The organism is Pseudomonas sp. NMI760_13 (assembly GCF_021283245.1).
GTDB classification, from domain to species: domain Bacteria; phylum Pseudomonadota; class Gammaproteobacteria; order Pseudomonadales; family Pseudomonadaceae; genus Aquipseudomonas; species Aquipseudomonas peradeniyensis.
The window spans coordinates 47,018-71,722 of sequence record NZ_JAJSRC010000013.1 but is presented as its reverse complement, the minus strand read 5'-3'; the positions used below and the strand labels follow the sequence as shown (position 1 = coordinate 71,722).

Genomic DNA, 24,705 nt, shown 5'->3' with positions numbered 1-24,705 from the left:
GATGCGCCGCGCGGGCGGCGCTCGATCTTGAGCGCCGCGCAATGCTATCGTCGAGCGCCCCTAATTTTCCCCAAGCGTCCTTCGTTTTCATGGAAGCCGCCCTGCGCCCGGCGCGTTCGGCACTCATCATTCAAGGAGACAGGCAATGACTTCCGTTTTCGACCGCGACGATATCCAGTTCCAGGTAGTGGTCAACCACGAAGAGCAGTATTCCATCTGGCCCGACTACAAGGCGATCCCCAACGGCTGGCGCGCGGTGGGCAAGAGCGGCCTGAAGAAGGACTGCCTGGCCTACATCGATGAAGTCTGGACCGACATGCGCCCACTGAGCCTGCGCCAGAAGATGGCCGAAGCCGCGGCGCAGTAAGCCGGTGTCGAGCCTGAACCTGCTGTGCCTGCCATACTCCGGCGCCAGCGCCATGGTCTACAGCCGCTGGCGACGCAAGTTGCCGGCCTGGCTGCAGGTGCGCCCGGTGGAACTGCCCGGTCGCGGCGCACGCATGGGCGATGACCTGCACACCGACCTGCGCGGCCTGGCCCGGCAGCTGGCCCATGAGCAGCGCGCCGCCACCCAGGCACCCTACGCCCTGCTCGGGCACAGCCTGGGGGCGCTGGTCGCCTTCGAGTTGGCCCACGAGCTACGGGCGCTGGGCTGTCCACCGCCGCTGGCGTTGTTCGCCAGTGGCACCGCGGCGCCGACCCGCCGCGAGGACTACGCCGGCGGCAAGTGGACCGAACCCCGTGGCGACGCCGAGCTGATCGCCGAACTGCGCAAGCTGGGCGGCACCCCCGAGGAAGTACTGGCCAACCAGGAGCTGATGAGCCTGACCCTGCCGATCGTGCAGGCGGACTTCCTGCTCTGCGGCCGCTACGCCTACCAGCAGCGCCAGCCGTTGCAATGCCCGCTGCACGTACTTGCCGGCGAGGATGACCGCGCCAGTGACGAACAGTTGCAGGCCTGGGGGCGGGAGACCGTGGGTGCGCATTCGCTGGCGAAATTCCCCGGCGGGCATTTCTTCATCCACGAGCATGAAGACCAGGTGCTCGATGTGCTCTGTCGGACCCTGGAGCCGCTGCGGCTCTGTGCCTGAGCGGCGGTTGCCGTCGCGTTGTAGCGCCGCTTCAAACGTGGCTTAGCTGTTTTCCCTGCGTTGGGTTGGTCGCTGGTTCTCCGGCGACCAGGCCTGATATTTTTGCCAGTTGCAGGCCTGTTGTGTTGCACGCAGAGTCATACGGATAGACAACTCGTTCAGGAGTTTTCATGCCGGACTCGACCATCACCTCGAATATTGCATTGCTGGCAACCGACCGGCATGGCTCGGTATTGCGTCAGCATGCAGTACAGGCCAGCCCCCCGACGCCCTACACAGCATTCGGGTTCCGGCCTATTGCCAATGAACTGCCCTCGGTGCTTGGGTTCAATGGCCAACTGCAAGATCTGAAGACCGGAATGTATCTGCTTGGTAATGGCTACCGGGTGTACAGCCCGATGTTGATGCGTTTCTTGTCACCAGACAGCCTGAGTCCCTTTGGCGAGGGGGGGCCAAACGCTTACGTTTATTGCAGCGGAGATCCAGTGAACGCTGTCGATCCATCAGGGCACACGCGTACCTACAAGATAAAGATAAAGATCAAGATCGACCGTACCAGCGGCCCAGTTCCCGGCGGAGAGTATGTCCCTAGCCGACAACAGGCCTCAAACCGCACTGGAGATACCGTGAGTCTCGTGCATGAAGCGCAATCCTACGAGGCTACGTCGCACGTGGAAAACCTTTATGTGTTCGAGTCCGGTGACGGTAAACCCATCTATGTCCTCGCGTTTCACGTAAAGGAAATGCAGGAAATAGCTGGTCGTTGGGAAGCGATAGCTAGGGAGGGGACTGATAGCGAAGGCGCTTTGGATGCCTTGACCAGCCGGACTAAGGAAATAGCAAAGATGGGTGCAAGCCTATATAAACAAGCGGCTGATCGCGAAAATAGAAACGTGAATTTTGTGCAGGATAACAATCCGCTGGTCAGGGAAAGCTGAGGTCTACATCTAATATCAGCGAAGGGAGTCATTCACGGTGCGCAGCGCGGGCAACGCTTCGTCTCACCGCTTTCTATCACTTTCCGCAAGTATCCAAGCCTCGATTCAGGCACGGCCCTATGTATGCGGAACAGCCTTGACCATCCCCGCATACTGCGCCTTCAAATGCCCCTGCTCATCCAGCAAATACGCATCCATCACCTCCCGCACCACCGGCCCCGCCACCCGACCACCGGCCTCGCCGTTCTCGATCATCACCGCCACCACCATCGCCGGGTGCTCGGCCGGTGCGAAGCCGACGAACAGGGCGTTGTCGCGGTGGCGCTCGAGGGTCTTGTTGCGGTTGTAGCGTTCGCCCTGCTTGATCGCCACCACCTGCGCCGTGCCGCTCTTGCCGGCGATGCGGTACTGCGCGCCGGCGGCGGCGGCGCGGGCGATGCCGCGCGGGTCGTGCATGACCATCTGCATGCCCTGGCTGACCTGGTCCCAGGCGTGCCGGTCGTGCAGCACGATATCCGGCATCGGGTTGGGGTCGACCGGCGCCTGGCCGCCGATGGTCAGAGCCAGGTGCGGGCGGTGCCAGGCGCCCTTGCTGGCCAAGAGGCTGGTGGCCTGGGCCAGTTGCAGCGGCGTGACCTGCATGTAGCCCTGGCCGATGCCGAGGATCAGCGTCTCGCCGGGGAACCAGGCCTGGCGCCGGGTAGCGCGCTTCCAGGCCTGTGACGGCATCAGCCCGGGGGCTTCCTCGAACATGTCCAGCGAGACCTTCTGGCCCAGGCCGAACTCGGCCATGTAGTCGTGCAGGCGGTCGATGCCCAGCTTGTGCGCCAGGTCGTAGAAGTAGGTGTCGTTGGAGCGCATGATCGCCGTGTACATGTCCACCCAGCCATCGCCCGTGCGGTTCCAGTTGCGGTACTTGTGGTCGTAGTTGGGCAACTCGTAGTAGCCGGGGTCGAAGACCCGGCTGGCGGGGTTGATCACGCCGCTGTCGAGGCCGGCGATGGCCACCTCGGGCTTGACCGTCGAGCCGGGGGCGTACAGCCCGCGCAGCACGCGGTTGAACAGCGGCCGGTCGATGGAATCGCGCAGGGCGGCGTACTGCCTGTAGCTGATGCCCTTGACGAACAGGTTGGGGTCGAAGGCCGGGTTGCTGACCATGGCCAGCACATCGCCGTTGGCCGGGTCGAGCACCACCACCGCGCCGCGCCGGTCGCCCAGGGCTTTCTCGGCGGCCTGCTGCAGATGGGCGTCGAGGCTCAGCACGATGTCCTTGCCCGGCACCGGGTCGTGGTGGTTGAGCACGCGCATCACCCGGCCCTGGGCATTGGTCTCGACTTCCTCGTAACCCACCTGGCCGTGGAGTTCGTTCTCGTAGAATCGTTCGATACCGGTCTTGCCGATCGACTGGGTGCCGCGGTAGGCGGTGCTGTCGAGGGCCTTGGCTTCCTTTTCGTTGATGCGCCCGACGTAGCCCACCGAATGGGCGAAGTGCTCGGCCAGCGGGTATTCGCGGATGAACTGCGGCTCGACCTCCAGCCCCGGCAGGCGGAACTGGTTGACCGCGATCAGGGCGATCTGCTCTTCGCTCAGGCCCACCAGCAGGGTCACCGGCTCGAACGGCTTGCGTCCGCGGCGCAGGTCCTTGTCGAACTGCTGGCGGTCGTCCTCGGACAGCGTGAGGATCTGCGCCAGGCTGTCGAGCACCCGCGCCGGGTCGCCAGCCCGCTCGCGGGTCATGGTCAGGTTGAAGCTGGGCTTGTTGTCGGCCAGCACCACGCCGTTGCGGTCATAGATCAGGCCGCGTTCCGGTGGAATCGGCAGCACGTGCACGCGGTTGTTCTCCGACACCGCGCTCTGCTGGTCGTGCTGCAGCACCTGGAGCGCATAGAGCCGACCCACCAGCACCGCCACCAGGCTCATCACCAGCAGGGCGCAGGCCAGCAACCGGCGGTTGACCAGGTGCTTTTCCGTTTCGTGGTCCTTGAGGGGAATGGGCTGGGGCATGGGCTTCGTGGTGTCACGCAATGGGGTCGCGATGCTACGCGGGCGGGCAGGGGGGCTCAAGGCGAGCCCAGCCGCGCAGCCACCACGCAACGCCGCTCGGCCCCGCTTCCAGGGGGTTGGCGGCATATATGAAGTTTCCTTCATGGAACGCTGGGAACGATCGGATTTGTGCCGAAGGGATGGGATTTGTCAGAATACGCGACAATTAATCATTATCATTCGCAAGGTAATCCATGCAGTCGGCTCTTGCTTCCCATGCCCCGGTGCGCATCCTCGCCATCGAGGACAGCGACGGCAACCCGCTGTCGGTGGTGCCGGAGTACACCGTCAACACCATGCTCGACTGGCAGGTGACCGAGGCCCTGTCGCTGAGCCTGACCGGCACCTACTACGGCAAGCAGGAGCCGCGGCGGTTCAACCCGACCCGCGAGGTCAGCGTTACGGCTCAGAACGAGCTGAAGACCCTTGATCCGTACCATGTCTGGGGCATCGGTGGCACTTACGCGCTGAACAAGAACCTGTCGTTCGGCGCCGGTATCAGCAACCTGTTCGACAAGCGCGTTTACCGCGAAGGGGCGGGGACCCGCGCCGGCGCCGCCACCTACAACGAGCCGGGGCGCGCGTTCTATGCGTCGGTGACCACCTCGTTCTGATGACAAGCGGGGCTGCTGCGCAGCCCTTTCGCGGCACAAGGCCGCTCCTACAGAGGGACGTGATCTTCTGTAGGAGCGGCCTTGTGCCGCGAAAGGGGCGCAACGCGCCCCCAAGGATTGCAAACCGTGAACCTCTCCTGGCCCATGCTCTCGCGCATCGTCGCCGCCGTGCTGTTGGCGCTGATCGGCTTCTGGCCGCAACTGCCGCAGCGCCTGGGATGAAGCAGAAAACCATCACCCAATCCCTTTCATGGCTGCACACCTGTTGCGGTTTGCTGTTCGCCAACTTTCTCATCGGCACCCCGGTCGCTGCGGCCTGGTGTGACGTGGCTATTCGTGGTGCGGTTCGCCCAGGAAGGTCAATGAGCTGAACAGGCTCTGTTGCGCCACGGGGGAACCTTCGGGCAAAGGCTGCGTGGCTTGGGCGGCAATGATGTTCAGGCCCTCGTTGCGCACCTTGATCAGCGCCCGGCCGTCAGCGCCGGTCGTGGCGCTGACCTGATCAGGCGCGCCCCGGTAGTCGCCCTGCAGGGGAATGCCCGGCGCGGGCTTGCCGTCGATCAGGACCTGTACTTCCAGCAGGTTGCCGGGCCCCACCTTGAGCGGGTCGCTCAGCGGCACGATGGCCAGGCGCAGCATGTCCAGCTTGGGCAAACGGGTGCTGCCCTGGTAGATGGCCAGGCTGTACTTGAAGCTGTGAGTCGAGGCGATGGCATCCTTGACCTGGGTGCGGTCCTGGTTGACCCATTGTTTGTCCGGGCGCTGTGACCACGGTCCGTTGTCCAGCACCACGGCCAGTGCCGCGGGCGGGGAGAGCGGTTGCAGGCGAGCATGGTCGGCCAGGCGCTCAACGCTGACCGGAATCATCTTGCCGGCGCTGTCGAACGCCCAGGCGCGCTTGATCTTCTCGGCCTTGTAGGCGTCATCCTCGGCGCCATGGCCGTATACCGCCTCGATATTGCCGCGTCGCTGCTCGGTCCACAGGCCGTGGGCGCCGGCGTCGGCGCTGATGGTCATGGCCAGCAGGGCGGCCAGTTTCAGTGATGGATGCATGACAGTCCCTTGAATCAGAGGTTTAGAGGTTCAGGGTCAGGCTTACGCTGACGTTGCGCGGATCGCCCGGCAGCACCCACGAACTGTTGTACGAGCGTTCGTAGTACTTGCGATCAAACAGGTTGTTGAGGTTCAGCCCCACGGTGACCTGTTCGCTGGCCTTGTAGTGCGCCAGCAGGTCGACCGTGCTGTAGGCGTCCAGGGTGAAGTGGCTGCCGGCCTGGCCGGAGCGCTCGCCGACATAGTTGAACGCCGCGCCGATGTCCGAGCCGCGCAGGGCGCCGTCCTGGAACTCGTACACGCCCATCACGCTGCCACTGTTGCGGGCAATGCCCAGCAAGTCGCTGCCCTTGGGCAGGGCCGCGTCGCCCTTGGTGACCTCGGCATCGATGTAGGCGTAGGCACCGATCACCCGCACCGCGTCGGTCAGTTGGCCGCTGAACTGCAGGTCCAGCCCCTGGCTGCGCGCTTCGCCCGCCGCCACGCTTTCGCCGAGTGCGTCGGTGGTGATGACGTTTTCCTTGTCGATATGGAACAGCGCGATGGTCGCGCCCAGGCGGTTGTCGAGCAGGTCGAGCTTCAGCCCGGTCTCGTAACCGATGCCTTTTTCAGGCTTGTAGACTTGGCCCTGTGTTCCGATGGTATTGGGCTTGAACGAGGTCGAGGCGTTGGCGAACACGCCCACTTGCGGGGTCAGTTGGTACAGCAGCCCTATGCGCGGCGTGGCGACATCCTTCGCCTGGCTGTTGCTGACCCCGGTGGAGCGGTTCTGCGCAGTCTGTTCAATGCGCTCCAGACGCACACCGAGCAGGCCGCGCAGGCGCTCGGTGAAGGCGATCTGGTCCTGCAGGTTGAGGGCATGGCTTTCGGTGCGTTCGAAGAAGTCGTTGGCCCGTGTAAGCGCCGGCTTGGGCTTGCCGTACACCGGGTTGTAGATGTCCAGGCCATAGCCTGCCGAGGTCGCGCTTTGCGGGTATTTCTGGCTGTTGCGGTAGTTTTCGTATTCAAGCCCGATCAGGCTCTGGTGCTGCCAGCCGAGCAGCTGGAACTGGCCGTGCAGCTCGGCCTGGGTGATGTTGTCGTTCCACTCGAAGTCACGCTCGCGGTAGAAGCGGGTGAGGGTGTTGCCGACCAGGGCCTGGGGCTCGGAGCTGTTGCCCTTGAGCGTGCCCTGGGTGTAGTGGTTGGCCAGGCGCAGCTTCCAGTCGTCGTTGAGAAAGTGCTCCAGCGCCAGGTCGAGGGTCTGGTTGTCGTTGCGGATCTTGCCGTCGTTGGGTTCGCCCATGAAGGCCGAGCGCGGCACCGAACCCATCTGGCCGTTGACCGCCGGAATGCCCCGATCAAACACCGATTCGGTGCGCGAGAACTCGGCATCGAGCATCACCCGGGTGTCCGGCGACAGCTGCCAGCTCAGCGACGGGCTGACGATGCGTCGTTCACTGTTCACGTGATCGCGGAAACTGCCGTTGTCCTCGACCGCCAGGTTGATCCGGCCCAGCAGGTTGCCTTCGCTGTCCAGGGGCGCGTTGGCATCCAGGGCGGTGCGGTAGCGGTCCCAGCTGCCCGCGCTCAGGCTGAGGGTGCTGAAGGTCTCGGCCTGGGGGCGCTTGCTGACGATATTGACCAGCCCGCCAGGGTCGCCACGGCCATAGAGGCTGGCGGCCGGGCCCTTGAGCACTTCGATGCGCTCGATGCTGGAGGTGTCCGGGGAACTGTAGCTGCCGCGGTTGATGGCAAAGCCGTTCTTGTACAGCTCGCCGGTGGTGAAGCCGCGCACGCTGTAGTTGAGGAAGGTCAGGCCGCCGAAGTTGTTCTGCCGCGACACGCCGCCGGCGAAATCCAGGGCGCGGTCGATGCGGGTGGTGTTGAGGTCCTTGATCACCTGGGCGGGCACCACCTGGATGCTCTGCGGGGTGTCGCGGATATCGCTGTCGGTGCGGGTGGCGGTGGCCGAGCGGGTGGCGCGATAGCCTTGCACCGGGCCGTCGGCACGCTCTTCGAGGTAGGCGTCGGTGATCGAGGTTTCCTCCAGCAGCAGGGGTTGGGCTGCCGAGAGGGGTTGGCCGAACAGGCCCAGGGTGAGGCCGGCCAGAAGCGGTGCGCGAGGGTTCACGAGGGATCTCCAATTAATATGTAATAACGTAACATTTAAGATTGCTCTGACGCCATAGGGAGCTGTGGTTTACGGCGTGATTGTCAGATGGGAATGATTCGCGTTATTGTAATGTTATTACGTAACTGGAGGTTCCCATGCAAGTACTGTCCTCACTCAAGCAGGCCAAGCGCCGTCATCGTGATTGCCAGGTGGTCAAGCGTCGTGGCCGGATCTATGTGATCTGCAAGTCCAATCCGCGGTTCAAGGCCAGGCAGGGCGGGGTGAAGAAGAAGCGGGGGTAGCACGCTGTCCTGGTCGAATCGAAGAATTACGTTTGGCTCCATGAGAGATCGTCCAGCCCTGTTATTTCTGTGGGAGCGGGTTTATCGGACCGCCGCACCGCCGCGAACACCGGCGGAGCCGGTGCCATTCACCGCGCTGGATTCTTCGCGGGTAAACCCGCTCCCACAGAGTCAAGCTAAACCAATGGGTTACATGTCGTCCCATAGGAGCCCACCAGAAAGTGACGCACCTGATGCCATACCTTGGACGCAGAGGCTACCGGAGCGTCCTGCGCAAACGCCGCCAACCCAGCACCACACCACTGAGGGCAATCACCAGTCCACCGCTACTCAGGACGATGATCAGCCCTTCCCGCAACAGCGGCCGCGCCAGCAGCGGTTGCCAGTCCCAGCTGTGCAACAGGTTGAACAACCAGCGGCCGGTGCGTTGCGCCCGGTCGTGGCTGGTCACCAGCATGCCGCTGGCCGGGTCCATGTAGGCCCAGGTGCCGGCCGGGTCGTCGAAGCGCAGGCGCAGCACAGGTAACGGCCTGGACTGGAAACCGTACATGCTCTGCGGATCGCGGGCGAAGTAGTGGAAGTCGTAGGCGGTCTGCCAGTCGTCTTGCACCGCAATGCCCGGGGCCATGACCTGCGCGGCCGTCAGCAGACGTTGCCGGGCAAACGCCCGGGCCGGTGGCGCGCCGGCTTCAAGGATGCGGCTGTCGCCGTTGGCGTTGCGTGCCACCAGGTAGGTGACGTCGGCCAGGCGCTGCCACTGCAACTCGACGGCATTGAAGCCTGCCTCATCGCGCAACCGCGCCAACGCGGTGGCGATCGGCAGCTTGAGGTCGGCGGCGCGCAGCGGGCCGGGTTGCAGGGCGATCTGCGAACGGCTGTCGGTCAGGCCCCAGGGGCGCATCGACATCAGGCCACTGAACACCCACAACACCAGCACGCCGCCGAACAGCAGCCCGCCGATGTGGTGCCAGCGCAGCCAGCCGCTCGGGTAAGGGCTGCACGAGCCGCTGCGATAGCGCTTGCGCAAGCGTAGGCGCAGGATGCCCACCGCGATGCCCAGGACCGCCATCAGCGTGCCGAGCACGGACAGGCCGATCACCAGCGTGCGCCAGCCGTTGTCGAAGCCGAACCCGCCGCGCAAGGGATAGAGCCAGTGCAGCCAGGCACCGACCCAGTTCCAGGCGCGCTCCTGCGCGGTGGCGTCGCGGACCACTTCACCGCTGCGCCCGGACAGGTACAGCCAGGTGCCGGCGGCATCGTCCACCCGCACCCGGTGCAAGGGCCGGTCACCGTCCAGTGCCCGGGAGTGGGTCCACATGTCCTCGTCCACCGTGCCCTGGTAGGCCAGTGCCGCGTCACCGGCGTACTGCCGGGCATTGGCCAGGGCCCAGGCGGCATCGGCCTGAGCCAGGGACGCGCCGCTGGCGGCATCGAGGGTGACGCGGCGCCCGTCGGCCAGCTCCAGCAGGTAGTGCGCCCGCCCGCCCAGGCTGGTCAGGTGCAGTGCCTTCAACGGCTGCTGCGCCCACTGCGCCGGCAACTCGGCGCAGCAACCCGCCGGCAGTGCCGGCAGGTGGGCCAGGCGCTCGGCCGGGGTCAACTTGGGGTAGCCGACATACAGCATGACCACCCCGGAGACGAACCACAGCGCCATGAACAGGCAGGCGACGATACCCAGCCAGCGGTGCCACAGGTACAGCTGGCGTTTCAGGCCCATCAGTAGCGCCACTGCACAGCGACTTCCAGGCTGCGCGGCTCACCCAGGTAGTACTGGGTGTTGGTCTGGTGGATGAAGCGGGCGTAGACCTCGTCGGTGAGGTTGCGCAGCCGCGCGCTGAGCTGCACGTGCTGGTCCAGGTCGTGGGTCATCGACAGCCCGTAGACGGTGTACGACGGCACCCAGGCGGTGTTGGCGGTATTGGCGTACACCGACGACACATAGCGGGCGTCGGCGCCGACCTGCCAACCCGGCGCCAGGTCGTAGGTCAGCCACAGGTTGGCGACCCGGTCGGGGATGTTCACCGGGTTCTTGCCCTTGCGCGAGTACACCACGCCGCCGATGGTCTCGTTGAACTCGTCGTACTCGGCGTTGACCCAGCTGAAGTTGCCCGCCGCCAGCAGCTTGGGCGTGACCTTGAACGAGGCCGCCAGCTCGATGCCGGTGGACGTCTGCTGGCCCGCCTGCTCGGTGGTGTTGGGCACGGTCGAGGAGGGCACCGAGATGTTCTTGCGCACGATGCGATAGGCCGCTGCAGTGGCCGAGCCGCGCCCATCGAGGAAGTCGAACTTGCTGCCCACTTCCACCTGGCGGCCGGTGCTCAGGTCGAAGTCGCCGACCTGGCTGAGCGAGGCGCCGGTGAGCGAGCCTCCCGGCGGCTCGGCCGAGGTGCTGTACTGGGTGTACAGGCTGACATTGGGCGTCAGCTCGTAGACCAGGCCCAGGCGGCCGGTGAAGGCGTCCCAGCGCCGGTCCAGCTTGGCCCGGGTCACGTGGTCGACCACGTCGAAGTCGATATGGTCGTAGCGCAGCGCGGTGATCAGCGACAGCTGGTCGGTCAGGCGGGTGCGGTTTTCGACGAAGCCCGCGGTGGTGTCGGTGTTGGTGCTGCGGCCTTTGGCCCGCGGCGCGTCCATGCCGGGGATGTCGAGGAAGTGATCAGGTTGGAAGCCGTTCGGGTCGATGCGGTCGAAGGCACCCTTGGACAGCGGGTAGTTGGTCTGTTGGTTGCGGTTGTAGTCCACGCCGAACGCCCAGTCGCTGGCCAGGCCGAACAGCTGGCCCTGGTGGGTCAGCTCGACGCGGTTGCCGTTGACCTCCTGGTCGTGGCGCTGGCGGTAGCCGCCGGAGCGGTCGATGGCGGTGTTGCCGGCGTTGTAGCGGTACACCTCGAGGTTGCGGTAATCGCGCTGGCCGTTGTAGTGGTAGAAGGTGTTGCGCAGCTGGTTGCTGTCATCGATGCGGTAGTCGGTGATCGAGCGCAGCCAGCGCGTGCGCTGCTCGTAGCGGCCGTCCTCGACGTTGTAGTTGTTGAAGCGATTGTGCTTGTCGATATGCAGGGTGCCGACCGCCGGCTGCAGCACCGGCGAGCCCCAGTACGGGCTGTCCTCTTTTTCTTCCAGGTACTCGATGGCCAGGGTGTGCGACAACTGGTCGTTGATGTCGCTGAGCAGCGAGAAGGCCAGGTTGCCGGCCCCGTTCTCCTGGCGGTCGATGTAGCCATTGGTGCTGGTGCGGCTGTAGTCGAGCCGGGCGTAGTGGCGTCGGCCGTCGCCGCTGTTGAGCGCCTTGTTGAAGCCGACCGAGGTCTCCATCGTGTCGTAGCGGCCATAGCTGACGCGGCCTTCGAAGATGTCTTCGTCGCGGTTGGCCAGCTTGGTGATCATGTTCAGGCTGCCACCGACGGCGCCGCTGCCGTTGAGGAACGACGAGGGGCCGCCGAGCAGTTCGACACGGTCGTAGATCCACGCCCCGACCGGTCGCCCGGCAGCGCCGTACTGCAGGTTGATGCCATTGAACAGCTGGCTGACCTGGGCACCGTTGAAGCCGCGGTACGACACGTAGCCGCCCCAGCCGGGCGGTGCCGAAGCGTTGACCCCGGGCAGGGCGTTGGCGGCGTCCTGGAAGTTGCGCGCGCCGATGCGTTCCATGGTCTTGCGGTCGGCGACGCTGACCGAGGCGGGGTTTTCGCGGGCGCTGAGGTTCAGCCGCGAGCCACTTTCGATAGGGCGGTCAAGGTCGAGGCCGGTGGCCTCCTTGGGTTGGTCGGCGGTGGCCGTGACGTTGCTGGCGGGCAGGGTCAGGGTGTCATCCTGCGCCCAGGCGCAGGTTGCGCTGCCAACGAGCAGCGCCAAAGTGGTCATGCGAAACATGCAAGGCTTCCTGGCTGAAATCGGTTAGCGCACGCCCGCTGCCGATCAGGCAGCGCAGGGCGTGGCGATGTCAGAACGCGAGAAGCGAAGCAGGAGAGGCGCGCGGATTGACCAGTGGCCAGCGCTGCTTGGGCAGGGGTGGCGCGGGTTGCCTGGGTAAGGGTTTGCTCGACTCCCCGGCGAGCAAGGCCAGCAGGCCGAAGAACACGGCCAGCAGGGTGGCGCTGAACAGGCTGGCGATCACGCAGTCGCCGCCGGCGGGCAGCACCGGGTCGCTGATGTCCTGGTCGCCCTTGAACACGCCGCTGCTGTCGGCCGCGCACCAGGCGGCGTCATCCAGGCCGGCCAGGCGCAAGCCCGCCATCTGGCCATGGCCCATGGCGCACAGCAACGAGCCGAACAGGATGCTGAAATACAGCACCCAGGCGACTTGCGATCGTGTGTGGCGGGCCAGCTTCATCGGCAAAGCTCGAAGGGAATGAGAATAGGTTCGGCGTGCGGATTCTACAGCGTTTGAAACATCTGCCTAGAGTGCTCGGCCGATAAAAAACATTCGAATCGATTCACCTGGCTGGCTTGACGCCTCTCGGCCCCAGGTGTTCAGATGCCGACCGATTTCAGGTGTCCCATGCCGCCGCGCATGGGGTGAAACGGGAAACCGGTACGCGCTTCGCGCCAGTCCGGTGCTGCCCCCGCAACGGTATGCAAGTGATGCCTTCGACAGACCACTGTGGCTAATGCGCCATGGGAAGGTGAAGGTGTCTTGTCTTGCGAGCCCGGAGACCGGCCTGGAATGTGGTAGGCAAACTCCTGCGGTGGGCGGGCATGGGCCGGTATTGGCTGTGCGCGATCCCTGCTCCTGCGTGCTTCTGCGAAAGTCACTTTCGAGAAGAGCATGATTGCTGTGATTCACTCCCGACGTTTCTCCCCCAAGGCCCGGACCCTGCTTCTGGGCTGCCTGGCCAGCCCCCTGGCACTGGCCGAAAACACCCCTCTGATCCTCGACCAGCAGATCGTCGCCGCGCCCTCGGTGGAGTCGACTACGGTCGCCGCCATGGCCCAGTACGGCAGCAAGGTCGAGATCGTCAGCCGCGAGCAGATCGAGCGCGCCGGCCCCGGCGCCGACATCACCCGGGTGATGCAGATGTTCATCCCCGGCTTCTACGTCGCGCCGAAGAACGGCCCGTTCGACTACGGCACCTACTCGCTGCTGGGCGGGCGCAACGACGACACCTTGATCCTGCTCGACGGCGTGCGCCTGAACAACCGCCTGTACGGTGGCCTGTACCTGGACACCCTGCCGGCCAACGCGGTGGAGCGCATCGAGGTGCTCAAGGGCGGCCAGAGCCTGTTGTTCGGCACCCAGGCGGTGGCGGGGGTGATCAATATCGTCACCCGCAGCCCGCAGCGCCGCGAGGCTTCGGGGGAGGTCAACCTGGGCCTGGACAGCTTCGCCGGCAACAGCAAGGACGCCCGCGTCGAGCGGATCTTCAGCAATGGTTTCGGCGACCTGGGGCTGCTGGCCTATGTCAGCCACAATGTCTCCGACGGCTACCAGCCGTTTCGCAATCGCGACTACAGCGGCAACGTCAGCGACAAGAAACGCGGCTACGAGGTGACCACCTTCGGTGGCAAGGCGATCCAGGCCTTCGGTGACGATGCGCGGCTGGAGCTGTTCTACCAATACACCGACGCCAACCTCGATTTTGCCCGGCCGGTGAACAACTACAAGACCACCAACGACCGCGTGCAGCAGATCGCCACCGCCACCTTCGAGCAGCGCCTCAACGAGCGCCTGAGCTACTTCGTCAAGGGCCATGTCAACGACTGGGACACCCGCTACACCCGCATCAACAACCGCGCCGACGGCAGCCGCAACGTGGTCAACCACAACGACTACTGGGGCTTCACCGACTGGGGTGTGCAGGCCGAGGGCAAGGCCGAGCTCGACGGCGGCCATGTGCTGGTGTTCGGTTCCGACAACCAGTGGTTCAAGGGCCAGGACGACGTGCTGGTGATCGACGACAACAAGGCCCAGGCCAATGCGCTGTATGCCCAGCTGCGACCGAGGATCGAGGCCCTGCCGAACTGGCACCCGAGCCTCGGCGTGCGCCACGAAGCCATGAGCGGCGGCGACAGCGCCACCGTCGGCATGCTCACCTCGCTGTACGACCTGAACGACAACTGGCAGCTGCGCGGCCAGTACGGCAGCGCCTACAAGCTGCCCAACGCCGAGCAGCTGTTCGTCAACGAGCCTGGCGACGAGATCGGCAACCGCGACCTCAAGCCCGAGAAGAGCCGCAATGCCGAGCTTGGCCTGGACTACCACGGCCTGCTGCTGGCGCGTGAGTTCAGCGCCAGCGTCACCGTGTTCCGGCGCAAGATCACCGACCTGATCACCCTGGACGGCAGCCAGTGGGTGAATGGCCAGGGGCAGGTGCAGATGCGTGGTTTCGAGGCCGATGCACGTATCCAGCTCGACGACCAATGGAGCCTGCAGGCCGACATGACCCGTAACCTCACCGAGTCGCGCACCGGGGCGACGATCAACGACGTGCCGAGTTTCTTCGCCCGCTCGCGGCTCGGCTACGAATCGGCAGACCGCAGGTGGGGTGCCGGAGGGGCCATTCGCTACATTCGCGACGTGGTCAGCTCCAAGGGCGTCGACTATGGCCATTACTCGGTGGTCGATGCCGATGCCTATCGCTACCTGGATGGCGCCCGCCAGCACCGGCTGAGCCTGCTGGTGGAGAACCTGTTCGACCGCGACTATGTCACCAGCCGGGCGAGCAATGTCGACAACCTCGGGCGGCCGTTCACCAGCGAACTGCGGTACACCTACACCTTCTGAGGGGCGTGAGCATGGACTATCAGCGTGTGCTGTTCGTGGGCCCCGGTCTGGCGAGTGGCTCGGTGGCCGAGGCGTTCGGCGCCGAGGTTCGCGACCTGCGTGGCCGCGAGGCGGACCGGGATATCGTCGATACCCTGGAGGGCTTCGACGGGTTGTGGGTGGTTATCCGCGAGGCCCTTGACCTGGGCATTGAGCGCTTGCTGGTAGTGGACCTGGAACCCACCTCGGACAGCGCCTACCTCGACTGGCTGCGCGATGAACTGGGGCGCCTGGCGCAAGGTCGCGACGGCATCTGGGTCACGGCCCAGGCCCTGGGTCGGCGCGGGCTGGATGCTCGGGCGGCGTGTGCCAGCATCGGCGAGCATGCCCGTCACCTGCCATGCGACCAGGTAAACGCGGTGGCCAGCGACCCGGACTGGTCGCGGGTACCCGAGCATGCCCGCCAGGTGTTCCTGTGCACCGGCCCACGCTGCGTGCGGCGCGGTGCCTTGCCATTGTGGAAACGCCTGCGCCGCCAGTTGCTGGAGCGTGACCTGATCGAGACGCCGGGCGGCGTGCTGCTGACTCGCACCGGGTGCCAGTTCCCCTGCAACCTGGGGCCAGTGCTGACGGTGCACCCGGACGGCTGCTGGTATCGGATACGTGATGATCGGGAGGTGGAGGAATTGGTGGAAACGCATCTAGAGGGCGGAAGGATCGCCGAAAGATTGCTGATCAAGGGAGGGACATGCAATGCGTAAAGCCTGGTTGCTGTCGCTGGCCCTGTGCTGTGGCACACCGGCCCTGGCCGAGCGCTTTCGCAACTGCGGGCAGGACTGGCAACGGCCTGCGGCGACGCCTGCGCGTATCGTCGCCCTCAACCAGCACGCGGCCGACCTGCTGCTCGCCCTCGGTGCGGGGCCGTCGATGGTCGGGGTGGCCTACCTGGATGACAACGGCGTCGCCTACAAGCAGGGTCGCTACCAGGGCGTGCCGGTGATCGCCCGGGAGTATCCGGCCAGCGAGGTGCTGTACGCGCAAAGGCCGGACCTGGTGGTCGGTGGATTCGCCACGGCCTTCGGCGATGGGGTCAGCTCGCGAACCCGGCTGGCCGGCAACGGGATCGCCACCTACCTGCTCGAGTCGGCCTGTGCCGGCCATTCCCTGGACTACTACGCCCATGTCCGGCGTGACCTGACCCTCCTTGGCGAAATGCTCGGCAGGCAGGCGAGAGCGCAGGCGTTGATCGAGGCGATGGAGGCGGACCTGGCGCGGGCCAGGGCGATCGCGCCTGTCGGCAAGCCGCTGTCGGTGTTCTACCTCGACAGTGAAGTCCGGGGGCTGGACAGCGAAGGTGGGCGGGGTTTCGTCACGCGGTTGCTGGCCGCTGCCGGGGCGCGCAATGTGCTCGCCGGGCTCGACCAGTACCGCGTGACGGTCAACCGCGAGGCGCTGCTGAGCAGCGACCCCGATGTGATCCTGCTGGCCGACGCCCTGTGGTCGCCGGCCAGCCGCAAGCGTCAGCTGCTGACCCGCGACCCAGTGCTCTCGAGCCTGCGGGCGGTGCGCGAGAACCGCATGATCGATATCCCGTTCACCGAGCTGGTACCCACGCCGGCCAGCGGGCGGGTGGCCCTGGAGCTGGCGCGGCGGCTCAGGGAAGTGGCCGTCCCATAGCTGGCCAGCCCTGATCGCGAAGCTTGGCGTGGGAGCGGGCCTGCCCCGCGATGGGCTGGGTGCTACTCGCCGATGACCAGCTGACGCGCCAGCTGGTTGTGACGCTCCAGTACCCGCGGCAGGTCGACGGTGGTGATGCGCCCACCCTGAACCACCACACGCCCGTTGATCACGCTGGTGTCGACATGGGTCGGGGTGCAGAACACCAGCGCCGCCAGCGGGTCGTGCAGGGCGCCGGCATAGGCCACATGGCCAAGGTCGAAGGCGACGAAGTCGGCGACCATGCCCGGGGCGAGGGCGCCGATATCGTTGCGGTTGAGCACCTTGGCGCCGCCCAGGGTGGCAATCTCCAGCGCCTCGCGGGCAGTCATCGCATCCGGCCCGAAGCCGACCCGTTGCAGCAACAGCGCCTGGCGCACCTCGCCGATCATGCTGGCGCCGTCGTTGGACGCCGAACCATCGACCCCCAGGCCCACCGGCACGCCGTGGTCGCGCATCTTGCGGATCGGCGCGATGCCTGAGGCCAGGCGCATGTTCGAGCACGGGCAGTGGGCGACCCCGGTGCCGGTGCGGGCGAACAGCTCGATGCCGTGCTGGTCGAGCTGCACGCAGTGGGCGTGCCAGACGTCGTGGCCGACCCAGCCCAGGTCCTCGGCGTACTCGGCCGGGGTCATGCCGAACTTCTCGCGGCTGTAGGCGATATCGTTGACGTTCTCGGCCAGGTGGGTGTGCAGCGACACGCCATACTGGCGGGCCAGAACCGCCGCCTCGCGCATCAGGTCGCGGCTGACCGAGAACGGCGAGCAGGGCGCCACCACCACGCGCAGCATCGAGCCGTGGCTGGCATCGTGGTAGTCCTCGATCAAGCGCTGTGACTCCTTGAGGATGTCGCTTTCCTTCTCCACCACCGAGTCCGGCGGCAGGCCGCCCTGGCTGCGGCCGACGCTCATGCTGCCGCGCGCGGCGTGGAAGCGCATGCCGATCTCCTCGGCGGCGTGGATGCTGTCGTCGAGCTTGCAGCCGTTGGGGTAGATGTACAGGTGGTCGCTGGAGGTGGTGCAGCCCGAGAGGATCAGCTCGGCCATGGCCGTCTGGGTCGATACCGAGATCATCTCCGGGGTCAGCCGCGCCCAGATCGGGTAGAGGTTGGTCAGCCAGTTGAACAGTTCGCCGTCCTGGGCCGCCGGCACCACGCGGGTGAGGCTCTGGTACATGTGGTGGTGGGTGTTGACCAGGCCCGGGATGACCACCTTGCCGGTCATGTCGAGGATCACGTCGGCGTGTTGCGGCAGGGTATCGCTGGGGCCGACCTGCCTGATCACATTGTCTTCGATATAGAGGCCGCCGCGTTTGATCTCGCGGCGTTCGCCGTCCATGGTCACCAGCAGTTCGGCGTTCTTGACCAGTAGTGTCTTGGGCATGGGTGTCCCTCCCGCTTGGGGTGTGTTTTCTGATTGTAGGGAAGCGTCAGGCGCCGTGGCGAAGCCCGGCGTCGAAGGCTGGAGCAGAACCGCGCACGCGCAGGATCGGCCCTGGCGAGGGCGTATCGGGCGTGTGGGTCGATGGCAGCAGGGCGGATGCGGCGTTCAGGACGCACGGCATTCGAGAAGGGGGCCCGGGGAGGTTGGGCGATAGCGGATGTCGCATGGCTTGAGCCTGTCGCAATACGCAACGGCGATGACCGTTGTCGTAGGCGTGAGGCAGTGTAAACAGAATTTCTTTTTTTTGTATACGAGTTTTTTGCCGCAATTCTGACGACTGCGGGACGGGCCACTCTCATGGAACAAACTTGATTTAGCTTGACCCTGTGGGAGCGGGTTTATCGGACCGCCGCACCGCCGTGAAGAATCCAGCGCGGTGTATGGCACCGGCTGCGCCGGTGTTTGCGGGCAAGCCCGCTCCCACGGGGATCGCGCCAGATTCTAAAAATTGAGCAAGACAGTTGCTCCCACAATGATTCAGGGCATGATTGATGTCGTTGCGCCAGCATGCGACTGTCTCGCTACCAGCCACTGTCACAGGCCGGCAGGTTCGCGCGGGCTGATTACACTGTGGAAATCGCCACACGGGGAGTACCTGGGATGGGCTGCGCGTTGATGGGGCATGCGGCAAGGCTGGCGTCTGCACGGGGCAGGCGTTCATGAACAACCGTGGCCGGAGTATCTCCCTGCAATGGCTGGTGGCGCTGGCGATCATGCTGGGCATGCTGGCGCTGGGCGCGGCCCTGGCCTGGCAGGGCTACCTGGGGGTGCGCCAGACCCTGGTGGCCGCCGCCGGCGATGCCGCCCAGCAGATCGGCCGGACCATCGACGAGCGCGCCCGACGCCTGGTCGATCCGGTGCAGAGCAGCATCCGCCTGCTGGCCTTCGATACCGCTGCGGGCACAATGGCGCAGCACCTGGAGCGCCTGCCGCAACTGGTCGAGAGCCTGCGCGCCAACCGCATGCTCAGCGCCGCCTACCTCGGCTACCCCAATGGCGAGTTCCTGCTGGTCCGCCGCCTGCGCGACCCACAGTTGCTGCAGCGCTTCGCGGCACCGGCAGGCACGATGTTCCTGGTACAGACCGTCAGCCTGGGCGAAGACGGTGCGTTGCATGGCGAATGGCGTTTCTACGACCAGGCGATGACCCTGCTGCTGCACCAGCCCAAGCCGGACTACCGCTACGATCCGCGTCAGCGCCCCTGGTTCGTCGAAGCCTCTGCGCAAGCCACCACCGTGCTTACCCGCCCTTATGTGTTCTTCACCACCCGCGAGATCGGCCTGACCATGGCCCAGCGTAGCGTCGATGGCGCGGCGGTGATCGGCATGGACGTCTCGGTCACCGACCTGGCCAGCGAGAGCCGCGACCTGCGCATGACGGCTGGCACCGAGATCGCCGTGGTCGATGACCAGGGCAGCGTGGTGGCCTATCCGGACCTGCAGCGGGTCATCGTCCGCGAAGGCGAGGGCGTGCGCCTGTCGCGCATCGATGAACTGGGCATTGCCAGCCTCGCACGGATCCATGCTGATACCCTCCAGGGTACCCGGCCACAGCCGTATCAGGTTGAAGGGCAGACCTGGTATGGCATGCGCGTGCCGCTGACCACCGTGGCCGGGCAGGACCTGCAGGTGCTGATTGCCGTGCCGGCCCACGAGCTGCTGGCCGGCGCGCGCCAGGTGTTGTTCGAGCAACTGCTCTGGGCCGGCGCGCTGGCGGCGGTGTTGCTGTTGCTCGGTGGCTTGCTCGGCCGGCGCATCGGCCGCCCGTTGCGCCGGCTTACGGAGCAGGTGCAGGGCCTGGCCGGTTTTGATTTCAGCCGTGAGGTGGGTGTGCTCTCGCGGGTGTCGGAGGTGCGTGAACTGAGTCGGGTGCTCAGCCGCATGTCCGGCACCATCCGCAACTTCCAGGCGATCACCCTCACGCTCAGCCGCGAGACCCAGCTCGAGCGTATGCTCGACGGCGTGCTCAACCACCTGGTGGCGGCTGCCAGCGCCAGTGCCGGCGCGGTGTACCTGTACGATGCCGACAACGCACGCCTGCGCCTGGCTGCGGCCTGCCGGGCCCAGGACTATCCGACTGAACTGGCGGTACATGAGCACGACCATCAAGACCTCGCCAAGGCCGTGACCCAGGCCTTGTCGTTGCAGGGACGCAGCCTGGCGGTGGTGCTCAACGACCGCGGCCAGTCGCTCCTCGGCATTCTGGTCCTGCAACTGGAGGACGAACACGCCGGGCAGGCGTTCCGGCGCTTCGTCGAGGAACTGTCCGGCGCCGCCGCCGTGGCCATCGAGACCCGCCAACTGGTCGAGGCCCAGCAGCGCCTGCTGGATGCCATGATCAAGCTGCTGGCCGACGCCATCGACGCCAAGAGCCCCTATACCGGCGGCCATTGCGAGCGAGTGCCGCAGCTGGCGCAGATGCTCCTGGACCAGGCCGTGCAGGCCGAAAGCGGCCCCTATGCCGGCTTCAGCATGAACGAGGACGAGCGCTACGAGTTTCGCGTGGCCGCCTGGCTGCACGACTGCGGCAAGATTACCAGCCCCGAATACGTGGTGGACAAGGCGACCAAGCTCGAGACCCTGTACAACCGTGTGCATGAGGTGCGCATGCGCTTCGAGGTGCTCTGGCGCGACGCCGAGATCGCCTACTGGCAAGGCGTGGCCAACGGCGATGACGAGTTGCTGCTGCGCCAGGCGCTGGAGCAGTGCCGGGCCGAGTTGCAGGACGAATTTGCCTTCGTCGCCCACGCCAATATCGGCGGCGAGTTCATGCAGGAGGCCGACATCGAGCGCCTGCGCCTTATCGGCCAGCGCCGCTGGCTGCGGCACTTCGACAACCGCCTGGGCATCTCCCGCGACGAGGCCGCGCGCTTCGCCGACACGCCAGTCGCGCCCTTGCCGGTGGAGGAGCCGCTGCTTGCCGACCGCGACGAGCACCAGGTGCCCTGGGGGCCGCGCAAGCCACCGGTGGCCAAGGACGACCCGCGCAACCACTGGGGTTTCGACATGCGCCTGCCGGCCCATGCCAGCAACCACGGCGAGCTGTACAACCTGTCGATCCGCCGTGGCACCCTCAACGACGAGGAGCGCTTCAAGATCAACGAGCACATCGTGCAGACCATCATCATGCTCAGCGCGCTGCCGTTCCCGCGTCAGCTGCGGCGCGTGCCGGCGATTGCCGGCAACCATCACGAGAAGATGGACGGCAGCGGCTATCCGCGCCGGCTTGGCAAGGATGCGCTGGGCATCCCCGAGCGGGTGATGGCGATCGCCGACATCTTCGAGGCGCTGACCGCGGCGGACCGGCCGTACAAGGCGCCGAAGACCCTGTCCGAGTCGGTGAAGATCCTGGTGTCGATGGCCCGTGACAACCATATCGACGGGCAGTTGCTGCGGCTGTTCCTCAACACCGGCGTGTATCGCCAGTATGCCGAGCAGTTCCTGCGCCCCGAGCAGATCGATGAGGTGGACGTGGCCTACTGGCTGGCGCAGTTGTAGGTATTCAAAGCCTCAGACCCTCAGCAGCAGGTGCTCACGCTCCCAGGCGCTGATCACCTGCCGGTAGTTTTGCAGCTCGGTGCGCTTGACCGCCACATACCCGCGCACGAACCGGTCGCCCAGGTACTCCCCAAGCAGCTCGCAACCCTCCAGCCGCGCCAGCGCCTCGTCCAGCGTGGCCGGCAGGCGCAAGCCGCCATGGTCGTAGGCGCGTCCCTGCACGGGCGCGCTGGGCGCCGCCTGTTCGAGCAGGCCGAGATAGCCGCACAGCAGACTGGCGGCCATGGCCAGGTAGGGATTGGCATCGGCGCCGGGCAGGCGGTTCTCCACGCGCAGGGCGGCCGCTGTCGCGGTGGGCACGCGCAGGCCCACGGTGCGGTTTTCTTCGCCCCATTCGACATTGACCGGGGCACAGGCGTCGGGCAGGAAGCGGCGGTAGGAATTCACGTTCGGGGCGAGCAGCGCCAGTGCCTGGGGCAGGTACTTCTGCAGGCCGCCGATGTAGTGCAGCAGCCGATCGCTCGGTGTGCCGTGGGCGCTGGCGAAAAGGTTGGCGCCGGTGGCCCTGTCCAGCACGCTCTGGTGGATGTGCATCGAGCTGCCAGGTTCATGGGCGATCGGCTTGGCCATGAAGGTCGCGCTGATACCGTGCTGCAGCGCCGCTTCGCGCAAGGTGCGCTTGAAAACGATCAACTGGTCGGCCAGGCGCAGCGGGTCGCCATGGTGGAAATTGACTTCCATCTGCGCAGGGCCGCTTTCGTGGACCAGCGTGTCCAGGTCCAGGCCCTGGACGGCGCACCAGTGGTAGACGTCCTCGAACAGCCGGGCGAATTCGTGGGTGGCTTCGATGGAGAAACCCTGCCGACCCGTCTCCGCCCGGCCCGAGCGGCCTTCGGGCGCTTCCAGCGGCAGGTCCGGGTCATGGCTGCGCTTGGTCAGGTAGAACTCCAGCTCCGGCGCCACCACCGGTTGCCAGCCACTGTCGCTGTACAGGGCCAGCACGCGCTTAAGCACATTGCGCGGCGATAGCTCGATGGGCTGGCCGTGCCGGTCGAAGCTGTCGTGGATGACCATGGCGGTCGGCTCCGCCAGCCACGGCAGGCGGTAGATGGCATGGGCGGCGGGGCGGCAGTGCATGTCGATGCCGGCTTCGTCCAGCAGCGCGTAGAAGACCTCGTCGTCGACGAAGTCGCCGGTCACCGTCTGCAGCAGCACACTCTCCGGCAGGCGCATGCCGCCCTCGTCGAGGAAGCGGTCGAGGGAGGCGACCTTGCCGCGGACGATGCCGGAAAAGTCGCTCACCACGCATTCGACCTCGCAGATACCCTGTTGCCTGAGCTGCTGCGCCAGTGGTTCGGCGGGGGTGTTCATTCCCACCCCGGAAGGGGGCATGCGTTCATCCTGAATGCCGGCCCGCCCAGGCAGGGGATTCGCGTACAGCGTCATGTTGCACTCTCGATACGCCAAAGACCTGGCAAAGGGTATTGAGTTGCGTATCAAGTTGCTGTCGGTTTGCGGCTCGTCGGCGTAAAGAGTTGATAAAGCGTGGCGGGTAAAATCGGCCCGCCACCGCTCTATGAAACAACAGGCGCCTTTCAGGCTAGACAACGTCAGCGTGGGAGCGGGCTAGCCCCGCGATCACCGGCGTAGCCGGTGCCATACACGGCATCGCGAGGCAAGCCCGCTCCCACAGCGATCGCTCAGGACGGTTGGGCCGCCAGGCGATTGCTGACGCTGCGCCCCAGCACCAGCACCGTGACAAAGCCGCAGCCCACCAGCGCCGTGGCCAGGCTGAACAGCACCGCGCTGCCCATCTGGTCGACGATCCGCCCACCGAAGAACGAGCCCAGGGCGATGATCACCTGGAACATGGCGACGAACAGCGGCATGCCGCGCTCCACATCCTTGGGCGCCACGACGAACATCCAGATGCTGGCGCAGGCCGGGAAGGCGCCGAAGGCGAAGCCCCACAGCGCGATCAGCATCGCCGCGCCGGTGAGGTTGGTGGCGAAGTAGGGGAACAGCGCGGTGCCGACGCCGATCATCAAGGCGACCAGCATCAGGGTGTAGCGCACGCTCTGGTTGGCGGCAAAACCGGCGAAGACATTGCCCAGCACCCCGGCCACGCCGTAGAGCAGCAACAGCGAGCCGATCATCGGCCCGTCGAAGCCGGCGTTGTGCTTGAAGAACGGCGCGACGTAGGTATACGCGGCAAAGTGCGCCAGGCCGATCAGCAACACCGCGATCAGGCCGACCCGCGCCTGCGGGTTGATGAACAGCGCCGGCAGGTCGCTGATGCGGATGGCCTTCTCCGGGTTGAGCCGCGGCAGCAGCAGGACCTGCGCCAGCAGCACCGGCACGCCGACCAGCGCGGTGACCAGGAAGGTCATGCGCCAGCCCATGAGCCCACTGAGCCAAGTGCCCACGGGCACGCCGAGCACGGTGGCCAGGGTCACGCCGACCATGATGATCGAGGTGGCCTGGGCCACGCCCACGCCCTTGGGCGCCAGGCGGCCGCTCAGGGCGATCGCGGTCGCCCAGAAACCACCGATGCTGATGCCCAGCAGCACCCGGCCGAACAGCAGCAGGCCGAAGTCGGTGGCGTAGGCCACCACGGCGTTGGCGACGATCATGATCAGCGTCAGGGCGATCAGCAGGTAGCGTCGGTCCAGGGCACCGATGCCCACCGACAGCAAGGGCGCGGCCAGGGCCGCCATGATGCCGGGCAGGGTCACCATCAGGCCGGCCTGGCCGGCGCTGATGCCAAGATCAGCGGCGACATCGTTGAGCACGCCCACCGGCAGGAACTCGCTGGTCACCAGGGCGAAAGCGCCCACGGCGACCGAGAGAATCGCCAGCCACTGCTGACGGACGCTCTGCTGGCTGTGTTCGGGTGGGCTGTGGGGGGACGGGTTGGGGCTTGGCATGGTGCGGGCTTCCATAGGGGACTGTCGCCTGGGACAGGCGCTGCAGCGAGGGGAAAACGGGGAGGCGATTATAGGGGGTGGATTTTGCAGCTCGACAGGCGGGCGGCTTGATAGTAATCATCAGTGGGATCGATGGGTGGCTTGGGGTAGAGCGTTTGGCCATCCCTTTGAGGGTATTGCGATTGTCGGGATATGACTGCTCAATTCAAGATTGCCGGGGTCGCTTTGCGACCCTTTCGCGGCACGAGGCCGCTCCTACATGGGGTACGCGATCCCTGTAGGAGCGG

18 protein-coding genes and 1 riboswitch are annotated in these 24,705 nt (G+C 65.8%); of the genes, 9 read left to right on the top strand and 9 right to left on the bottom strand.

Annotation, left to right across the window (positions count from 1 at the left end; genetic code table 11):
- The first annotated feature begins 145 nt into the window (after positions 1 to 145).
- The 3 genes from LU671_RS15445 (at position 146) to LU671_RS15435 (ending at position 2,029) form a co-directional block, all read left to right on the top strand.
- Positions 146 to 367 carry an MbtH family protein gene (locus tag LU671_RS15445; RefSeq protein WP_003256222.1) on the top strand — a complete coding sequence of 74 codons (222 nt, stop codon included), beginning with the start codon at positions 146 to 148 and terminating at the stop codon, positions 365 to 367.
- A 4-nt stretch (positions 368 to 371) separates the two neighbouring features.
- Positions 372 to 1,091 carry a thioesterase II family protein gene (locus LU671_RS15440; protein ID WP_203652473.1) on the top strand — a complete coding sequence of 240 codons (720 nt, stop codon included), beginning with the start codon at positions 372 to 374 and terminating at the stop codon, positions 1,089 to 1,091.
- Between the two features lie 170 nt (positions 1,092 to 1,261).
- On the top strand, positions 1,262 to 2,029 hold the full coding sequence (locus LU671_RS15435) for an RHS repeat-associated core domain-containing protein (protein WP_232856122.1): 768 nt from the start codon (positions 1,262 to 1,264) through the stop codon (positions 2,027 to 2,029).
- 117 nt (positions 2,030 to 2,146) lie between these two features.
- Here LU671_RS15435 and mrdA read toward each other — a convergent pair whose 3' ends face one another.
- Positions 2,147 to 4,033, bottom strand: coding sequence for a penicillin-binding protein 2 (gene mrdA / locus LU671_RS15430; RefSeq protein ID WP_232856121.1), 1,887 nt, complete (start codon positions 4,031 to 4,033; stop codon positions 2,147 to 2,149).
- Between the two features lie 233 nt (positions 4,034 to 4,266).
- On the opposite strand from mrdA, the gene LU671_RS15425 reads away from it, so the two are divergent.
- Positions 4,267 to 4,686 carry a TonB-dependent receptor domain-containing protein gene (locus tag LU671_RS15425; RefSeq protein ID WP_232856120.1) on the top strand — a complete coding sequence of 140 codons (420 nt, stop codon included), beginning with the start codon at positions 4,267 to 4,269 and terminating at the stop codon, positions 4,684 to 4,686.
- Positions 4,687 to 5,016: 330 nt separating this feature from the next.
- On the opposite strand, the gene LU671_RS15420 is transcribed toward LU671_RS15425, so the two are convergent.
- Both LU671_RS15420 and LU671_RS15415 read right to left on the bottom strand, forming a co-directional pair.
- Complete coding sequence (locus LU671_RS15420) at positions 5,017 to 5,739, bottom strand: DUF4198 domain-containing protein (protein ID WP_203652479.1); 723 nt, start codon at positions 5,737 to 5,739, stop codon at positions 5,017 to 5,019.
- Between the two features lie 22 nt (positions 5,740 to 5,761).
- Positions 5,762 to 7,852 carry a TonB-dependent siderophore receptor gene (locus LU671_RS15415; protein WP_232856119.1) on the bottom strand — a complete coding sequence of 697 codons (2,091 nt, stop codon included), beginning with the start codon at positions 7,850 to 7,852 and terminating at the stop codon, positions 5,762 to 5,764.
- 137 nt (positions 7,853 to 7,989) lie between these two features.
- Between LU671_RS15415 and ykgO the strand changes: the two genes are divergently transcribed.
- A complete protein-coding gene (ykgO, locus tag LU671_RS15410; protein WP_023632134.1) occupies positions 7,990 to 8,136 on the top strand; it encodes a type B 50S ribosomal protein L36 in 147 nt (48 codons plus the stop codon).
- A 256-nt stretch (positions 8,137 to 8,392) separates the two neighbouring features.
- Here the strand turns inward: ykgO and LU671_RS15405 are convergent, their stop codons facing one another.
- The 3 genes from LU671_RS15405 to LU671_RS15395 form a co-directional block, all read right to left on the bottom strand.
- Positions 8,393 to 9,847, bottom strand: a complete 1,455-nt coding sequence (locus tag LU671_RS15405; protein WP_232856169.1) for a PepSY domain-containing protein — start codon at positions 9,845 to 9,847, stop codon at positions 8,393 to 8,395.
- A 5-nt stretch (positions 9,848 to 9,852) separates the two neighbouring features.
- Complete coding sequence (locus LU671_RS15400; RefSeq protein ID WP_232856118.1) at positions 9,853 to 12,006, bottom strand: TonB-dependent receptor; 2,154 nt, start codon at positions 12,004 to 12,006, stop codon at positions 9,853 to 9,855.
- Between the two features lie 70 nt (positions 12,007 to 12,076).
- Positions 12,077 to 12,466 (bottom strand): DUF2946 family protein, encoded by a 390-nt coding sequence (locus LU671_RS15395; protein ID WP_203652483.1) that lies wholly within the window; start codon positions 12,464 to 12,466, stop codon positions 12,077 to 12,079.
- Positions 12,467 to 12,608: 142 nt separating this feature from the next.
- A riboswitch (cobalamin riboswitch) is annotated at positions 12,609 to 12,812 on the top strand.
- Positions 12,813 to 12,901: 89 nt separating this feature from the next.
- Between LU671_RS15395 and LU671_RS15390 the strand changes: the two genes are divergently transcribed.
- The 3 genes from LU671_RS15390 to LU671_RS15380 are packed head-to-tail and all read left to right on the top strand — an operon-like array spanning position 12,902 to position 16,513.
- Positions 12,902 to 14,857: a TonB-dependent receptor plug domain-containing protein gene (locus LU671_RS15390; RefSeq protein ID WP_232856117.1), complete on the top strand. Its 1,956-nt coding sequence runs from the start codon at positions 12,902 to 12,904 to the stop codon at positions 14,855 to 14,857.
- A gap of 11 nt (positions 14,858 to 14,868) precedes the next feature.
- On the top strand, positions 14,869 to 15,597 hold the full coding sequence (locus LU671_RS15385) for a (2Fe-2S) ferredoxin domain-containing protein (RefSeq protein ID WP_269806746.1): 729 nt from the start codon (positions 14,869 to 14,871) through the stop codon (positions 15,595 to 15,597).
- Positions 15,590 to 16,513 carry an ABC transporter substrate-binding protein gene (locus tag LU671_RS15380; RefSeq protein ID WP_232856115.1) on the top strand — a complete coding sequence of 308 codons (924 nt, stop codon included), beginning with the start codon at positions 15,590 to 15,592 and terminating at the stop codon, positions 16,511 to 16,513. Before LU671_RS15385 ends, LU671_RS15380 begins: the two co-directional genes overlap by 8 nt.
- 62 nt (positions 16,514 to 16,575) lie before the next feature.
- On the opposite strand, the gene LU671_RS15375 is transcribed toward LU671_RS15380, so the two are convergent.
- Complete coding sequence (locus tag LU671_RS15375; protein WP_050706082.1) at positions 16,576 to 17,934, bottom strand: 8-oxoguanine deaminase; 1,359 nt, start codon at positions 17,932 to 17,934, stop codon at positions 16,576 to 16,578.
- Between the two features lie 719 nt (positions 17,935 to 18,653).
- On the opposite strand from LU671_RS15375, the gene LU671_RS15370 reads away from it, so the two are divergent.
- Positions 18,654 to 21,491, top strand: coding sequence for an HD domain-containing phosphohydrolase (locus LU671_RS15370; protein ID WP_232856114.1), 2,838 nt, complete (start codon positions 18,654 to 18,656; stop codon positions 21,489 to 21,491).
- A 12-nt stretch (positions 21,492 to 21,503) separates the two neighbouring features.
- Here the strand turns inward: LU671_RS15370 and LU671_RS15365 are convergent, their stop codons facing one another.
- Positions 21,504 to 22,862: a glutamine synthetase family protein gene (locus LU671_RS15365; protein WP_232856113.1), complete on the bottom strand. Its 1,359-nt coding sequence runs from the start codon at positions 22,860 to 22,862 to the stop codon at positions 21,504 to 21,506.
- 329 nt (positions 22,863 to 23,191) lie between these two features.
- Positions 23,192 to 24,418 carry an MFS transporter gene (locus LU671_RS15360; RefSeq protein WP_232856112.1) on the bottom strand — a complete coding sequence of 409 codons (1,227 nt, stop codon included), beginning with the start codon at positions 24,416 to 24,418 and terminating at the stop codon, positions 23,192 to 23,194.
- Positions 24,419 to 24,705: the final 287 nt, after the last annotated feature.

What these genes read in the sequence shown, in the direction of transcription:
- LU671_RS15445 (WP_003256222.1), top strand. Translation starts at nt 146, where the DNA reads ATGACTTCCGTTTTCGACCGCGACGATATCCAGTTCCAGGTAGTGGTC.
- LU671_RS15435 (WP_232856122.1), top strand. Translation starts at nt 1,262, where the DNA reads ATGCCGGACTCGACCATCACCTCGAATATTGCATTGCTGGCAACCGAC.
- mrdA (WP_232856121.1), bottom strand. Translation starts at nt 4,033, where the DNA reads ATGCCCCAGCCCATTCCCCTCAAGGACCACGAAACGGAAAAGCACCTG.
- LU671_RS15425 (WP_232856120.1), top strand. Translation starts at nt 4,267, where the DNA reads ATGCAGTCGGCTCTTGCTTCCCATGCCCCGGTGCGCATCCTCGCCATC.
- LU671_RS15420 (WP_203652479.1), bottom strand. Translation starts at nt 5,739, where the DNA reads ATGCATCCATCACTGAAACTGGCCGCCCTGCTGGCCATGACCATCAGC.
- ykgO (WP_023632134.1), top strand. Translation starts at nt 7,990, where the DNA reads ATGCAAGTACTGTCCTCACTCAAGCAGGCCAAGCGCCGTCATCGTGAT.
- LU671_RS15400 (WP_232856118.1), bottom strand. Translation starts at nt 12,006, where the DNA reads ATGTTTCGCATGACCACTTTGGCGCTGCTCGTTGGCAGCGCAACCTGC.
- LU671_RS15395 (WP_203652483.1), bottom strand. Translation starts at nt 12,466, where the DNA reads ATGAAGCTGGCCCGCCACACACGATCGCAAGTCGCCTGGGTGCTGTAT.
- LU671_RS15390 (WP_232856117.1), top strand. Translation starts at nt 12,902, where the DNA reads ATGATTGCTGTGATTCACTCCCGACGTTTCTCCCCCAAGGCCCGGACC.
- LU671_RS15385 (WP_269806746.1), top strand. Translation starts at nt 14,869, where the DNA reads ATGGACTATCAGCGTGTGCTGTTCGTGGGCCCCGGTCTGGCGAGTGGC.
- LU671_RS15380 (WP_232856115.1), top strand. Translation starts at nt 15,590, where the DNA reads ATGCGTAAAGCCTGGTTGCTGTCGCTGGCCCTGTGCTGTGGCACACCG.
- LU671_RS15375 (WP_050706082.1), bottom strand. Translation starts at nt 17,934, where the DNA reads ATGCCCAAGACACTACTGGTCAAGAACGCCGAACTGCTGGTGACCATG.
- LU671_RS15370 (WP_232856114.1), top strand. Translation starts at nt 18,654, where the DNA reads ATGAACAACCGTGGCCGGAGTATCTCCCTGCAATGGCTGGTGGCGCTG.
- LU671_RS15365 (WP_232856113.1), bottom strand. Translation starts at nt 22,862, where the DNA reads ATGAACACCCCCGCCGAACCACTGGCGCAGCAGCTCAGGCAACAGGGT.
- LU671_RS15360 (WP_232856112.1), bottom strand. Translation starts at nt 24,418, where the DNA reads ATGCCAAGCCCCAACCCGTCCCCCCACAGCCCACCCGAACACAGCCAG.